Here is a 14,983-nt window from a genome sequence, read left to right on the forward strand (position 1 = left end):
GGCCGGATATACGTATGCAGTTTTACCCATAGTTACTCAAAAGTATCACTTGTATTAAGTGAGGTGTCCATATATGTTTCCGTTTGAGCCTATAGGGACATATTCACGGCGCGTTATTTTTGTATTCGCACAAAAGACTGCGGCAGCAATCCCCTTTGGCCCTCTGTGAGTGGGAACTCACGATGTTCTATATAAGCGAAGCTTAATATTTAATCTCCCCGACTGTGAGTGGAAACTCACAACACTCTCCCCAACATTCCCAACTCCCCTTATTTATATTATTTTTATGCGACATTCTATGTTTCATTCTATGTCACAGCCTATGTTACAACCTATGTTACAACTTATGTTACATTACTGTAAAAACAGGTAGAATAGATTGTTTACCCTTACAACTGACAACTGACACTGACTCTTAATTCCTACTATCACCCTATAATAAGGAAAAACCACAAATGGAACGGATCTCTTTTTCTCGCCTGATGATGGGCTTAACCCTCACTTTCGCTATCACAGCCTGCGGCGGTGGGGGCGATGATCTCAATAATGACAGCGCCAATAATAACAGCAATAATCATCTCGATAACGACACGCCCACTGGCAATATTGGCGCCAGCCTTGCTGGATGTGACACCTTAAGCGGACAAGCAGCCAATGATATACAATGGACACTTGTCAACACAGATCCTGCACTGCAATTTCAAGTCGAACCTGACTATTATGCTGAGCAGTCAGGTGCCATTTTAGCGAAAATGCCAAACAACAGCGCCAACTACCAATATCACTGGCAACAGTTAAGCGGCGAGCCACTCACCTTACTCTCCCCCCATAGCCCTTTGTTAGCCTTTGAGCCCGCAAGCGAAGGCACTTATACGCTGCAAGTCAATGTCGTCGAAAAGTATCCTGCTCAAGATTCGACTCCTCAAACTTGGCAAGAAACCCTGAATATTAATGTCAGTGGAGTCAAAAACCTTAACGCACAAGTCAGAGTCAGCCATCAAGCCACGCAGGGGAGCTTAGTCAGCTTACGTCATCATTTAATGAGTGACACGGCTGCCATGACGAATTTAACTTGGTGTATAGCTGCGGGCCCAAATATCTTAGTTGACTTTACGCAAATCGACCGCCCTCTTTTTGCTGCCCCCAGTGTCACAAAGGATACTTTAAGCTCGCTACGCGCCATTGCCACTATTAATGGTGAGACGGTTATCGATGATGTCCATGTGCTGATCACCAAAGAAGAGGCCATCACCTCCCATTATTTTCCCTCTCCTTTAACACGCACTTTTGCCTATAATGCTAACTCTCCCTACGCGGCCACCTTGGAGCAATGTGTGTATAGCAACACGCTAACCCAGCCTTGTTTATTATCAAGCCTGCCGCTCATTGGCCAGCAAAGCAGCCAAAATGCCATGAAAGCAGCGATTAGCAATCGTTTACTGGTTTCCCACCAATGGATGGGAGATAACTTTATGCAATTTCTTGAGCAGATGGATCCACAAGGGGATTTTTTAACTTTATTACAGTCTGTGACCGCCATAGTGATCAGCAGCGATATTCGCCCCTCTTTTTATTGGGCGTTAACGGGCGCGATTTACTTAGATCCTGACAATTTATGGCTCACAGCGAATGAACGCGATACCATTAGTGAAGAGCCCGATTATCGCAGTCAGTTTGGTGAGTCGCTTAATTTCTTGATCCCTTGGCGATACGTCAAGAATAATGATTATGCTTCTGAATATTACTCTATCGCCAATAGAGGGGCACGCTCCCTTGATTCTCTCACTTCTGATCTTGCCTCTTTGCTATACCATGAACTCGCTCACGCTAATGACTATTTTCCTGTAGAACTCCATAGCCAATTACAAGGCCCCAGACTCATCGATGACTTTGAATGGATAAGCAATGCAGACTTATTGATTTCAACGAAACTGATGCAACAAAGTCCACTGACCAGTGAACCTCTGCTCGACTTAGCTAACGTGAGTTTTAGAGGGGAAGAGGCAAGCAGCACACAGCAAGCTTACACACCCAATGATGTCAGTGGCTTTTTTAGTCAAGATCATGCTAATGCTTATTATGCTTATAGCAGCCAACAAGAAGACATGGCCATGTTATTTGAAGAAGCCATGATGAGCTATCGTTTTGGCATTCAAAGAGACATTGCCGTTACCGATAAACCGGCTAACGCGACGGCCAATAATATCACCCTCAGTTGGGGACAACGTGGCCGCATTGGTGAAGAAAAAGTCTCTGAACGATTTGCGCTGATTGGCGCCTCTATTTTACCCACTATCGATGCGCAAGTGATCCAAAGTGCGCTACCTGCGCCCATTGAGTTAACCTCAGGATCCACTTGGGCACAAAGCTTAACGCAAACGCTCAATCCCTCGAACAAGCAAAATGAAAAAAATAAAGACAATGCCCTTGATAAACACGATCAGCTTATGGCAAAACCTAATAGCCCAATGATGGTAGACAAGCATCGCCCTCATCCCCCTTTAAAGCTCAGTGGTCAGCGTTAAGTTCAACATGACAAAGGCCATAGTTCATATTCTATGGCCTTTTTATATTTAAATGATTTGAAGATGTAAGCGCTAAACCGCTTGAGTCTCAAAGCTTATCAGTACAAAAAGCGACCTTACACACTACAGCCGCAACATTTCCTTAACAAAAGGAATGGTCAACTTTCTCTGGTGAATGAGTGACGCTTTATCGAGTCTATCCAATACATCAAATAAGGTTCTGAGATCCCGCGCGAGACGATTTAATAAAAACCGCCCCACATCATCGGGCAATTGTAAGCCTCGCATGGCAGAACGCCTTTGCAAGGCTGCAAGTTTTTCATCGTCCGCCATGGGCTGTAACTGATAATTGAGTCCCCACTGCATACGTGAAACTAAATCCGGTAATACAAACCCCGAATCGGTAGCAGAAACTTTTGCACTGACAATCAAAGCACTGTGATCTTGCTCGATAAGCCGATTATACAGATCAAAAATGGCTTCTTCCCACAGTGGATGACCAGCAATGGCATCCACATCATCGATACACACTAAGTCGATATTCTCTAACCCTTCTAACAGTGCTGTAGATATACTGGCATGGATCCCCAAAGGAATATAAAAGCTGCTGCGGCCTAAATCGTTTGCCTGAGCACAAGCAGCATGCATTAAATGGGTGCGACCTGATTTTTCTGGCCCCCAAACAAAAACGGCTTGTTTGGCTTTTCCTTGTGCACAATCTTGCAAGCTTTGGATCAGTTCATCATTACCTGCAGCCGGATAATAACTGTGAAAAGTTTCATCATCAGGCAGAGATACAGGCAATGACAATTGTAAAGGTGAACTTGACTTCACTCAGATAAGTCTCAATACGTTATTGTTTACTGACCCTATGTTAACATGCACAGCCACTAATGTCCTTTCCATTGATAAATCGTGGCGGCAACAGGCGCTGAAACCCCATTTTGACTCTCTGTTGGTGTTCCCGCTGACAGGGAAGTATCCATTCCTCTGCCTAGAGTCGCTCCCCTATTTGAAGACGCATAGCCACTATTGCTATCACTACCACTATCAGAATAAGCAGAATAAGAAGCGGTATTGTTCTCCAAGCTTGTATCACTCATGGCCGCCATTTTAGGCTCAGCCGCTTTAGAAAGCGGTGTTAATCTCGGCTCTAAATCCATCACACGAAATAAATCGGCTTGAGTACTAAAGAGCGAAAAATCATAAGTCACAGTGTCGCCTTTCATTTGCACCAGTTGCGCTGATTTGATCGCGCGTAACTGCTCTATATAGTGTTCTAGATCCACCATCTGTTTAATGGTATTCACACCAGAGAAGGTCACTTTTGTCATAAGTTGTGAACCCGAATCCACTGCCGCATACTGATCCACATAATATTCACTGACTTTAGCCATCATGGCACTAATGGCCGAATCCACATTCTGTGCATCACTGCTGATAGACACCAAAGGCGCACTTGACACCCCATCGCCCATTTTAGAATACAGGTTGAGTGTATAGTCCACTCCATTACTGCTGTTAGCAATCGATGCCATAATAAAGAAGTCAGCTTGATAACGACGGGACGCCTGTGCAACCGTATCAACGAACATGCCTCTCACATCGCTCACACTAATGCGCATTGAATCATCAAGATCCATCAAAGGAAAAAGAAAAGGCATGCCTCGATTATCGGCTTGACGAGAAAAATCACTTTTAATCTGACTAGTAGACTCATCACTGATAATTTGGCGTTGACCATTGTCATCATCGCTGACGAGCCAAATTAAAGTCAAAGGACGCTGTTTTCCCCAAACGGGTAAGTTGGCTTGCCTAAGCAAATCCACAATGCGGCGATTATCGAAATTCACCTTAAGGTATAATTGCCCTTCTTTTTCCTGATAACCATACTGTGTCATCAGAGCATTAGGATCATTATGTTTGGCCACAACTAATGGATTTTTAAGGGCACTTTGCAAACCGGAGTTTTTAAGCACTACATTATCAAAGGCTTGTTTAATGCCAACATTTCGCTGCTCGGTAGAGCGATTATCCACACTGACAAGGCTCTCATCCAATTGAGTGACTTCGGCAGCCGATAGACTAGAAGAAAAAATAACGAGAGTACTTAACAATAAAAGCGGTAACTTAACCATGACTTTCTGCGCTAGTTTTTTTTGCGCTAACTTACTATGCATTGGAATGTTCAGCATCTTTGGTGACTTAGCAATAACTCAAGAGTAGCAAAATTGTATCACAATAAAATGATTTTACCCCCTGTGTTCTTTATGCTTGTCAGTTATCATTAATAAAGTGCTTTTCTCCATCGCATCTTCCATCTTCTTACGAGTTCAGTTTTTTACCTAATTATTCCTATTTCACACTGCAGATGAATTAAAAAATGCCTACAACAGGATAAAGCATCGCACCTCTGGCATTAAGCTTGTTAAGCATTCAATCAGATCTAATCATTCTTAACCCAAGTAAAAGACGCATACATAGGTTCATGATCGCTAAGCTCAGTAAACTGAGTCAATTCATAATAATCACTTAAGGTTAAGGTATGGGTGTCACTGCGATTGGCATAACCAATTTGATCTGTATTTGCCCGCTCATGCTCACTGCAATAAGCGATACTGGTATCGTCTCCCTGAATCAAATCTTGGCAGGCCAGTCTTATGCCTGTTTGTGATAAGAAGTCTTCCCAAATTGCTTGATGTGCACTGGCTTGCGAATGATCGGCCCATTTAAGATTAAAATCCCCCGCCAATACTATGCTGGCATCGCTGGAGTACGCACTGATAAAGTCGGCCAATTGTTGCATTTGCCCACGTCTGGCCTCCATATCATAGTCACTGCGTCCGGCATCCATATGGGTATTATAAACATGGACTTCAAATCCTTGATTAACTTCCATTTTGGCCACAGTGAAGCCTTTCTCAGTTAAACAGTCGGGACTGGTATCAGTTAAATCACCATGACATGACACAAATTCTTCCGACTCAAAGCTTGATAATGAATAATCATCATCATCACGATTATTCATGTCAAAAGGAAACTTAGATAAACGTAATAAACCATCTCCATAAGAAATGATCCCCCCTCGCCAATGCTTAGAACGATATGGGTAATGAGTCACTTCGATACGTTCTTCATCTTTGAGGAAATCATGCTTATCCGGGCTGAACACTTCTTGTAATAGGACTATGTCATAGCTTGCAGTATTCAACTTTGATAACAAGGCTTTAAAATCACTTTTTGTATTACCACCAATACAATTGGGAAAACCATCTACATTATATGTCACCACATCAAACTGCCCTGATTGGGCATCATTGTAGCTGGGTGCACCTGCTTCTTGATAATCAAAGCCATTGGTACTTTTAGTGCCCAGAGGAGTAAATTCATAATCCCAACACAATGCAAATGCACTGTGACTCAGCATGGAAAGCATAGCGATAACAAAATACTTTTTCATTCATTATATCCTTTAATATTCCAGTGAAGATGAGTAACAAAATGACAGAAATGGTTTAAAAATATTATCGATATCTTTTTAAGCCACTTCATTAACTATTTTTAATAAAAGCATACTGACATGTGAACAAAAAGTTAAAAAGATCAAAATAAAGAACAGAGAATCCCATAAAAAATGCTAAAAGTGCCCTCTTAAAATAGATGCCCCCCTTTAATCGCCCAAATAACAACCAAAATCAAAAAGTAAACTTGTAATTTATGTAAAAGTAACATTAAATATTTAAACTCGTTCATTTGTTAATAGTTTGATGTGTTGAATGCAAAACAATTAAAAGTAAAAATCATCTGGCACTTTAATTGGACACTTTGTTTGGACACTTTGTTTGGAATAGTCAAAGTTGGCATGGTCAATTTCTAGGGAGGGATTTATGAAGTACTTCATTCTATTAGTTAGCGCACTTAGCCTATCAGCTTGTGTTTGTACAGATTCAAGGGATGCACCTGAAATCATAGCAAAAGCCTCTCCAATCGATTGCGATCACACACAATCAATACCAACACTTGCAGTAAAAGAACAAATTAAAGGCTGGGTTCTATTAGCTTATTCACTGGATAAAGAGGGTTTTCCTGTGAATATGGAAGTCATAGACTCTAATCCACAGGGGTATTTTGAAGAAGCCGCGCTGTCCACCTATTCCTCATGTCAGTTTGTCAAAACAGGGCATATTGAAGCCAATGAAAGACTCATGATGAACCTTAATTTTGATTATGCCACCTTACGGCCTTATGCCTCTATATACCCTTAACCTGAACTCGGGATAATGAGTGTCAAAAATGTGAGGTAACCCATTTAATATCAAAAGATTGAATGAAATTGGGTCATTCTTTATTTTCGAACTTGGCTTAATACTGCAATTTTTGTCGATATCAAGGCGTGATTTCGTACCTAATAGCAGGCTATTAGTAGAAAGCACAACACAGATAACGGCAGAAATAGTGCTATTAAGCGGCGCTGCTTATCCCGAATTCAGGTTATTTAAAAATACCGAAACATAGAGTAGGATGAGACGATAGTGCCTCATCCTTCTCACAGAACCCTAGGTACGGGCATCAAAGTAAAGGGACGCCCTTACTGTGCTAACCAACAAGGTTCACTCAATCTTATGTAAGATCAAAAAGCGATCAAGCCTTTCCCAATCTATGTTGAGCTAATATATCCTTGTATTGATCTAATATATTATCGGTTTTATTTATCTGTTCTTGATAGCCCCCTAAGCTGTTAGTTGGCGCTAAGCTTGATACAGAACTTGAAGCAGTGGAAGCCAAAGATGCGCTACTATCTGAATGTACTGTATTCATAGAATTTAACGAACTCATAGAACCCATAGAGCTCATCGATGCAGAGCTTAAAAACCTCTGTCTTAATCCACTGTGATTTGACAGTTCGGGGTGAATATCTCTATTAACTGAGTCGTTATTGTTATTATTGTTTGCCCCATATTCATTATCCGCTGCAGCATGATGATACTCAGTCACAGCAGCCCTGTAAGCAGGAGCAATATCTTCCTTAAGATCATCAATAAACTGCATTCTCTCATATTGAGCTGAAGTCATTAAATAATATCCCTGAGTCGAAAAGCTATACGTCTTTTCTTCATCAGACGCAAACTCACGCATACCGATTAACTTAAATGACAATTCGCTAGGGCCCTGCTGAGTCACAATCGCCTTTAATCTGGCGCTGTGTGCGATGATTTCATCAGGATTCTCACTATAGAGAGCCACATTTTCAAAAAAGGTCAGCGCATTATCGACAAACTTAGCATTTTCAGCAGGACTGGCGCACTTAGCAGGATTGTTTTCACGCTGAATTTGAAAGTCAACCATGCCTTTAAAGGCATCCATGGTTTCATGGTATGTTTCTGTACAAACCGCCAGCTTAGGGCAATGGGTCAATAAGAACTTATCAACAGATAACACCAATGATTGTAACGAGCGTTGAAGCGTATTCCCCGTCGCCCAATCCATCGCCATACCACTGATAAATGTGTCCCCAGCTGGGGACTGTACACTAGAAAAGCCCATAAAAATATCCTTTAAAATAATTAATTTAAAAAGATATTACGGGCTTTTTCCCTGCGCTTCTTCCTAAAAAAGAAAAACCTATCAAAAAGTGTTAATAGCAAATTTAGACATTCGTTTAGCAAGCAAGTTAAAATTCGATGAAATGTCATTAAAATGATTAAGTGAGCAAACATCAGCTGCTCACCCATGAGTATTGCACTTATTATATGAATTTAGTACTCAGAAACCTGCATTAATGAAGGCTCATTTCCCAAATCGAATAGCCATATTGGGTACTGCGCTCCGTCGCCTCCAGTGTTAAATATCGATAGTGTCCATTGATATCAATAATATCTCTTCGCGCCCCAGCGCTGAGATTTGAAAACACTTTCACTTCCTTCCAAGTCTCACCATCGAGACTCCCTAATAAACGATAGCTGGCCGCACTGGCCATTTCCCAGTCGATATATAAATAACTGATAAATTGCTCTGTGTGTAAATCCAGTTGCACACTCACCTCATCGAGGCCATGTTCACTTTCCCAGCGCGTATCCATATTCCCATCAAGGAGTAAATCCACACTCTGCAATTGTGAACTCGCGGTCACACTAGGTTGTGGCTCACCACCTGTTAATTCAAGTTCCCAAATCGAATACCCATATTGAGTACTGCGCTCAATAGCATTAATGCGAATAAATTGATATTCACCCGATAGCGTAAAAACATCACTGCGCTGCCCCATAACGCCATCATTAAAGTGCGCCAGTTCGGTCCAATTCAAATTATCAAGACTGCCTTCTATTTTATAGGCTTTCGCATTTGCCGTTTCCCAGTGTATCTTTAATTGATTGACTCGCTCAGCTTGACCTAAATCGAGACTGAGCCAAACATTGCTCTCTCCGTGAACACTCTCCCAGCGACTGCCCATGTTTGCATCTATGGCAAAAGCGGCGGGCTGCATTTCCGAGCTGGCGAAAATCTCAGCTTGTGCAATTAAATCCTTAGTGCCAGGCTCAGGCAGATCACTCACACCTTGAGTAAAATAAATATGATCAATTTCTATGTCACTCAGTTCATTGCCCACACCAAAAAGCTCAAATAATTGGATCACATTGCTTAAATCGACTTCACCACTAAAATCCGTCATCGGAATAGTCACTTCATGCCACTGACCATCACGGGAAAAACCATCAGGATCGCTGCCGGGCGTAAACGCAATCCATTTTTGGCCAATATCTTTCATACTGCCACTTTTCATACCAATAAAAAATGACGCCGAAGACGTCGTTTTCATGGAAAAATGAAGCAAGCTCGACTCACCGCTAAACTGTGATAAATCATAATAATGCTTTGCTGTAAATGACAGGCCATACCAACCTGCGCCTGTTGATTGATATGACAAGCCATTATCCCCCTCATAAGGCGTAGCAGGCATTGCCGCTAACGTGTCTTCCCATATGTACAGCTCCCCGTCTAAGCCCAGTTCAAATGTGGAATCACCACTTTGAGTATCACTATATAGCACTAAGGTATTGTCGGGTGCTTCCTTCGCGACACTAGGACTGAAATAAATATCATCAATGGCCAATTCAAATGCCGCTGTCGGTGCATCACCTTTTAACATAAAGGCTTGTGATAGAGTATTAAAATCAACACCTAACAAGCTCAATGGAATACTCACTAAATGCCACTGGCCATCTCGAATCAATCCAAAATCCGTTTCCCCGTCGATTAAATCAATCCACGCATCCCCAGCACCAGCACTTGCCAAACCGATACCAATAGTCCCCGTATGAGTGGTTTTCATTTGAAAGTGTAAATAGCCATTTTGATGATGCATCATATTTAAATTATCATGCAAATAAACGCCTAATCCATACCAGCTACCTGTACCGACTTCAAAATTAAGCACATCATTGCCTTCCGCTGGCGTGGACGCCTCGCTGGCCTGCATGTTATTCCAAACATAAAGCTCGGCATCGGTGCCAAAACGTAAATGACTATCAATATGCTCCCCTTCAGAAAAAATGCCCACATAGCCCGTTTGCGCACTTTGCTCAGCAAAATGGATTTGGGTTTGATATTCAGGGGAGTCATTATCATAAATGCGAATAGAATCTACCCACATCTTGGCAGGCATAGGTGCGGTAATATAAGCATTATCATAAATGTCGGGAAATATTCCTCCCACCGCCATGTTTAAAATCAAAAAATGCGGTTGATTAAACGCACTAAAAGCCGGCTCGCTACTGTCGATGCTGATCACTTCGTTGGCCTCATCATCAATCCAGATGCTGATATGCGTGGGTGTCCATGTCATGCCATAGGTATGATACCCTTGTAAATCGTCATCGAGTTCAAAGTCATCAAACAAACCTTTTATCTGGCCGTATGAAGCCGGCCCCGTGTATTCATTGGACTCATGCCACCAATGAAACGCCCCCGATAATTCCTCATTGACTTTGCCTTTTAACAGCGCCGAAGCCATCCCCGCTTCCAAAATATCTATCTCACCACAATGAGGCCAACCCACTTGTCCAAAATCACCACCTAACTGCCAAAAAGCGGGCCATAATCCCGCATTTAAATCCGGCAATTTAATGCGTGCTTCAATGGTGCCATATTGATAAGTCATCCTTCCTATGGTTTTAAGCCGAGCAGAATGAAATCCTCCCTGCCCATTTTCAGTCACTTGGATCACCAGCTTTCCATCTTCAATAAAGACATTATCAGTATCATCGGTATAAGTTTGCAATTCGCTATTCCCGAAACCACTGTTACCCACATCAAATGTCCAGATACTCTGATCTAATCTTGGCTGATCAAACTCCTCTTCCCATACTAAGGTTTTTGCCTGCACGCTTTGCGATAATGCTAAAATAAACAAGCTTACTTTTATTATGAACAGTACCGCTCTTGCCTTTGCATTCACTTTCATATGTTGGCCTCGAGTTAATCTTTTAAGGAATAATATACCGAGTCATTACTGAGCAATAACACGGCATATCTATGTTGACTTGACGACAAAACAAGGAATATTCCTGACATCACATCAGGTTAAGCAAACAGAAATTAAAACAAATTAACTGGTGAACTCACATCTTGGCTCAATAACCCTGAGGTCAACTGAATATCCCGAATAGACAGTGATATCGGCGCTGGTGAAACCAGTTCAAAGGGCGAAGTGATATCCGTTAATTCGACCCCTTTATCCAAAAAGTATTGTAAGTCAATCGACACATTCACCCATTCTCCAGACTGACGCTGAGCCAACTGCTGAGCAATATCAATGCTGGCGCGGCAAGGGGCCTGATTGTTATGCTTTGATTGACAATCCATCGATAAATAAAGTGGCCCAGTCACCTCACTGTCCTTTTTAATGATGAGGGTTAAAACCGATGGATGCGTCAATACCGCCGAAAGATCTTCTTTATTTCCTTGAGCACTGACAAACTTGATGCCCGCTTGTTGGCTGCCATCTAAGGTTAATCTAAACGCATCTTCTTGCACCCTATCATCGATGGTGCGGTAGCCAATGCCAGGTAGACGCTGACTATTGGACTGAATAGGTACTTTTTGCCCGTCAGAAATCAGTAACATTTTCCAAGGCGCCATGACTTTGCCCATAAACAGCGGCGTTCCTTGGGACAATTGCATATCGGCATCAAAGGTGTCATTTAAGGTATTGGCTAGAAAATGAGATTGCTCATAGGTTAATCCATACCCATAAGGAAATAAGGGCTGATAATTCGCATCGCCTTTATTCACCGTTTGCAGGGGATCATTGGGCCAAGAAAATGACAACTTACCCTTAAAATCCGACTGAATCGCCCCTTTTGCATCAGTCAGTAGCACATCACTAATGGCTTTCCCTTCCGTTCCTGGCAACCAAGCCGCAACAAAGGCATCACTGGCATTGATTTCAGCATTCACCCACATAGGTCTGCCGCTGATAAAAACCGATACCACAGGGATCCCTTGGGCTTTTAAACGCCTCAGTAATGACAGATCCCTTTTTGTCTCCAGTTGATAAGCAAGGTGATCACGATCCCCCACACCTTCGGCGTAAGGCGTCTCACCAAATACCACAATAGCCACATCCGGTTTTTGGGTGAACTCACCTTGTTCGTTGAGTTCAACACGCCCACCCGCGGCTCGAATTTGTTCAGCTAAGCCATCAAAAATGGAGCTACCACTGGGAAAGTCTTTGTTTTGATTATTGGTGCCCTGCCAAGTAATGCTCCATCCTCCTGCCTGCTTACCTATGTTATTCGCTCCATCCCCCGCCACCAGCACAGAAAGTTTCGGGGATAGTGGCAAAAGATCATGATTATTCTTAAGTAAAACCAAAGACTCTCTCACCGCTTGCTGAGCAAGCATGCGATGAGACTCACTGCCGATTAAGGCGGTTTTACCGGATAAAGGACGCTTAGCAGGACTCGGTTTATCAAATAAATTTGCCCTTAATTTAACCCGCAAAATACGTGAAACCGCATCATCAATACGCGCCATCGGAATGATCCCGCTTTTAACTTGTGCGACGGTATTTTCTAATAAAGGTTTCCATGTTTTTGTCGGAGCCATAAACACATCAAGCCCAGCGATAATAGCTTGTGGACAACTGGTATTGTCGCAGCCAGGGATTTGTCCATGACCATTCCAATCCCCTACCACAAAACCATCAAATCCCATTTGCTCTTTAAGCACTTGAGTTAATAAATACTCGCTGCCATGTATTTTATTGTTCTGCCAACTATTAAAAGAGGCCATGACGGTCTGCGCCCCTGCACTGAGTCCTCCCACATAGCCTTGTGCATGCACATCAAATAACACTTGTTCTGAAGCAATATTATTGCCTTGGTCATCCCCTTTAATCGTGCCACCATCCCCTAAAAAATGCTTCACTGTACTGATCACACGATCTTCAGTCAGAAAATCATCATTGAGACTGCCTTGTAGACCCGTCACAATAGCCGATGCATAACGCTTAACAATATCAGGATCTTCTGAGAAACCTTCATAAGTGCGCCCCCATCTATCGTCTCTCACTGTCGCCACTGTGGGCGCAAACACCCAATCTATACCTGTTATCATGACCTCTGTGGCAGTCACTTGCGCAATTTTTTTCATCAACTCAGGATTATTGGCCGCCCCCAAACCAATATTATGGGGAAACAAGGTGGCACCAATCACATTATTGTGACCATGTACGGCATCGGTTCCCCACATAGTCGGAATACGGCTACCATCTAATGAATCATCAATAGAGGCTTGATACATGGCTTCAGCCAAGTCGACCCATTGCTCAACACTGGCATGTTTATTATTTTGAGGAAAAGCGCCGCCACCATTTAAGTAAGATCCAAACCCATAACGGCGCATATCATTCACAGTAATGTCGCGTATCTCAGGTTGGATCATTTGCGCTACTTTCTGTTCAATACTCATCCCTTTCACAAGCTGAGTGACTTTTGCCTCTAACGCAGGATCAATATTAGCTTTGGCTACCTGTTGAGGCCAAATGGATAAATCATACTGCTCACTCGACACTTTTGAATTTGTATCAAGGACCGCAGTCGAGCAAGACATCAGCACACTCAAGCTCGATACCCATAATATCGGCTTTATCATGATAAACACTCCTTGGCCTGCCCATCGGCCGAAAGAGGCATAGGCTTAGCGCCTTTTGCGCCATAATAAAAAATAAAGCCATAACAAAAAATGGGAAGAATAAAGGCTAATTGCACCCCTATGGCATCGGCTAAGACACCTTGCAGCAATGGCACTATAGCGCCACCTACGATAGCCAAACATAACACTCCCGCGCCATGGCTAGTGGCATCCCCTAATTTGTTAATCGCCAAACTAAAAATGGTGGGAAACATGATAGAGTTGAACAATCCCACTGCGAGAATTGACCACATAGCGACAGCCCCATCAAACACTATGGCCAATGTCACCAGCAGAATAGCCATAGCCGCATTCGTGGCGAGCACTTTACTGGCTGAAATATATTGCATCACAAAGGCACCAATGAATCGCCCGACCATAGCGCCACCCCAGTAATAGGCTATAAAACGTGCGGCTTGTGATTCTTCAAGGCCTGCGATATTGGGATCGTTTAAAAAGTTAATGAGAAAACTGCCAATGGAGACCTCGGCGCCCACATACAGAAAAATCCCTATCGCCCCTAACTTCAAATGCCGAAATTCAAGGGCCTTTGACACAGAAATACTGCCAGAGGCACTTTTGCCTAAATCCGGTAATTTGAGAAAGGCAATAATGGCCGCTAACGCCAATAAAGTCACCGCAATGAGTAAATACGGCATTTTGACCGCGGAAGCATTCAATGTTTCCGCGCCACTTAAAATCAGCCAAGCTCCAAAAAAAGGCGCTACCGTCGTGCCCAATGCATTAAAGGCTTGTACCATAGTTAAACGAGCAGACGCCGTTTTAGCGTCTCCCAAAGCACTGACATAAGGATTCGCCGAGACTTGTAATATTGTGATCCCCGATGCCAGCACAAACAGCGCAAGTAAAAACAAGCCATACACTCCCACCTCTGCGGCGGGATAAAACAATGCACAACCACTACTAGCAAGTATTAATCCCGTAATAATGCCTTTTTTATATCCAATACGTCCCACTAATGCTCCCGCTGGCACAGACACGAGAAAATATGCGCCAAAAAAACAAAACTGCACTAACATGGCTTGGGTATAAGATAAGGCGAAACTGTCTCTTAAATACGGAATTAAAATATCATTTAAACACGTAATGGCGCCCCACATAAAAAAGAGCGACGTTAATGAAACCAGTGCAAATCGCTGTTTTCCTGATGATGTCCCTGCAGCGATGGCCTGGTTAGACTCAGAGGTTACCGATATTCCTGCCATAATAAAAAATCCTATCAATAATGGTTATTAGCTGCTAAG

The 14,983-nt window shown here is 42.8% G+C and carries 9 protein-coding genes; 2 read left to right on the top strand and 7 right to left on the bottom strand.

Annotated features, from left to right (window positions below; translation table 11 throughout):
* The first annotated feature begins 455 nt into the window (after positions 1 to 455).
* Positions 456 to 2,525, top strand: a complete 2,070-nt coding sequence (locus Q0791_RS11340; protein ID WP_299006221.1) for a hypothetical protein — start codon at positions 456 to 458, stop codon at positions 2,523 to 2,525.
* A 123-nt stretch (positions 2,526 to 2,648) separates the two neighbouring features.
* On the opposite strand, the gene hda is transcribed toward Q0791_RS11340, so the two are convergent.
* From hda to Q0791_RS11355, 3 genes are all read right to left on the bottom strand, one after another.
* Positions 2,649 to 3,359, bottom strand: a complete 711-nt coding sequence (hda, locus tag Q0791_RS11345; RefSeq protein ID WP_298773513.1) for a DnaA inactivator Hda — start codon at positions 3,357 to 3,359, stop codon at positions 2,649 to 2,651.
* A gap of 56 nt (positions 3,360 to 3,415) precedes the next feature.
* Positions 3,416 to 4,705 carry a DUF2066 domain-containing protein gene (locus tag Q0791_RS11350; protein ID WP_299006224.1) on the bottom strand — a complete coding sequence of 430 codons (1,290 nt, stop codon included), beginning with the start codon at positions 4,703 to 4,705 and terminating at the stop codon, positions 3,416 to 3,418.
* Between the two features lie 266 nt (positions 4,706 to 4,971).
* A complete protein-coding gene (locus Q0791_RS11355) occupies positions 4,972 to 5,985 on the bottom strand; it encodes an endonuclease/exonuclease/phosphatase family protein (protein ID WP_299006227.1) in 1,014 nt (337 codons plus the stop codon).
* A 427-nt stretch (positions 5,986 to 6,412) separates the two neighbouring features.
* Here Q0791_RS11355 and Q0791_RS11360 point away from each other — a divergent pair, with 427 nt between their 5' ends.
* Complete coding sequence (locus tag Q0791_RS11360; protein WP_299006229.1) at positions 6,413 to 6,790, top strand: hypothetical protein; 378 nt, start codon at positions 6,413 to 6,415, stop codon at positions 6,788 to 6,790.
* Between the two features lie 376 nt (positions 6,791 to 7,166).
* Here the strand turns inward: Q0791_RS11360 and Q0791_RS11365 are convergent, their stop codons facing one another.
* The 4 genes from Q0791_RS11365 to Q0791_RS11380 all read right to left on the bottom strand — a co-directional run bounded on the left by Q0791_RS11365 (position 7,167) and on the right by Q0791_RS11380 (position 14,944).
* Positions 7,167 to 8,069 carry a hypothetical protein gene (locus tag Q0791_RS11365; protein WP_299006232.1) on the bottom strand — a complete coding sequence of 301 codons (903 nt, stop codon included), beginning with the start codon at positions 8,067 to 8,069 and terminating at the stop codon, positions 7,167 to 7,169.
* Between the two features lie 232 nt (positions 8,070 to 8,301).
* Positions 8,302 to 10,986, bottom strand: coding sequence for a discoidin domain-containing protein (locus tag Q0791_RS11370; protein ID WP_299006234.1), 2,685 nt, complete (start codon positions 10,984 to 10,986; stop codon positions 8,302 to 8,304).
* A gap of 134 nt (positions 10,987 to 11,120) precedes the next feature.
* A complete protein-coding gene (locus Q0791_RS11375) occupies positions 11,121 to 13,679 on the bottom strand; it encodes an exo 1,3/1,4-beta-D-glucan glucohydrolase (RefSeq protein WP_299006237.1) in 2,559 nt (852 codons plus the stop codon).
* Complete coding sequence (locus Q0791_RS11380; RefSeq protein ID WP_299006241.1) at positions 13,676 to 14,944, bottom strand: sugar MFS transporter; 1,269 nt, start codon at positions 14,942 to 14,944, stop codon at positions 13,676 to 13,678. Before Q0791_RS11380 ends, Q0791_RS11375 begins: the two co-directional genes overlap by 4 nt.
* Positions 14,945 to 14,983: the final 39 nt, after the last annotated feature.

This window comes from uncultured Shewanella sp., from assembly GCF_947495455.1.
Taxonomy (GTDB): Bacteria; Pseudomonadota; Gammaproteobacteria; order Enterobacterales; family Shewanellaceae; genus Shewanella.

What these genes read in the sequence shown, in the direction of transcription:
- Q0791_RS11350 (WP_299006224.1), bottom strand. Translation starts at nt 4,705, where the DNA reads ATGCATAGTAAGTTAGCGCAAAAAAAACTAGCGCAGAAAGTCATGGTT.
- Q0791_RS11340 (WP_299006221.1), top strand. Translation starts at nt 456, where the DNA reads ATGGAACGGATCTCTTTTTCTCGCCTGATGATGGGCTTAACCCTCACT.
- Q0791_RS11370 (WP_299006234.1), bottom strand. Translation starts at nt 10,986, where the DNA reads ATGAAAGTGAATGCAAAGGCAAGAGCGGTACTGTTCATAATAAAAGTA.
- Q0791_RS11380 (WP_299006241.1), bottom strand. Translation starts at nt 14,944, where the DNA reads ATGGCAGGAATATCGGTAACCTCTGAGTCTAACCAGGCCATCGCTGCA.
- Q0791_RS11375 (WP_299006237.1), bottom strand. Translation starts at nt 13,679, where the DNA reads ATGATAAAGCCGATATTATGGGTATCGAGCTTGAGTGTGCTGATGTCT.
- Q0791_RS11360 (WP_299006229.1), top strand. Translation starts at nt 6,413, where the DNA reads ATGAAGTACTTCATTCTATTAGTTAGCGCACTTAGCCTATCAGCTTGT.
- Q0791_RS11365 (WP_299006232.1), bottom strand. Translation starts at nt 8,069, where the DNA reads ATGGGCTTTTCTAGTGTACAGTCCCCAGCTGGGGACACATTTATCAGT.
- Q0791_RS11355 (WP_299006227.1), bottom strand. Translation starts at nt 5,985, where the DNA reads ATGAAAAAGTATTTTGTTATCGCTATGCTTTCCATGCTGAGTCACAGT.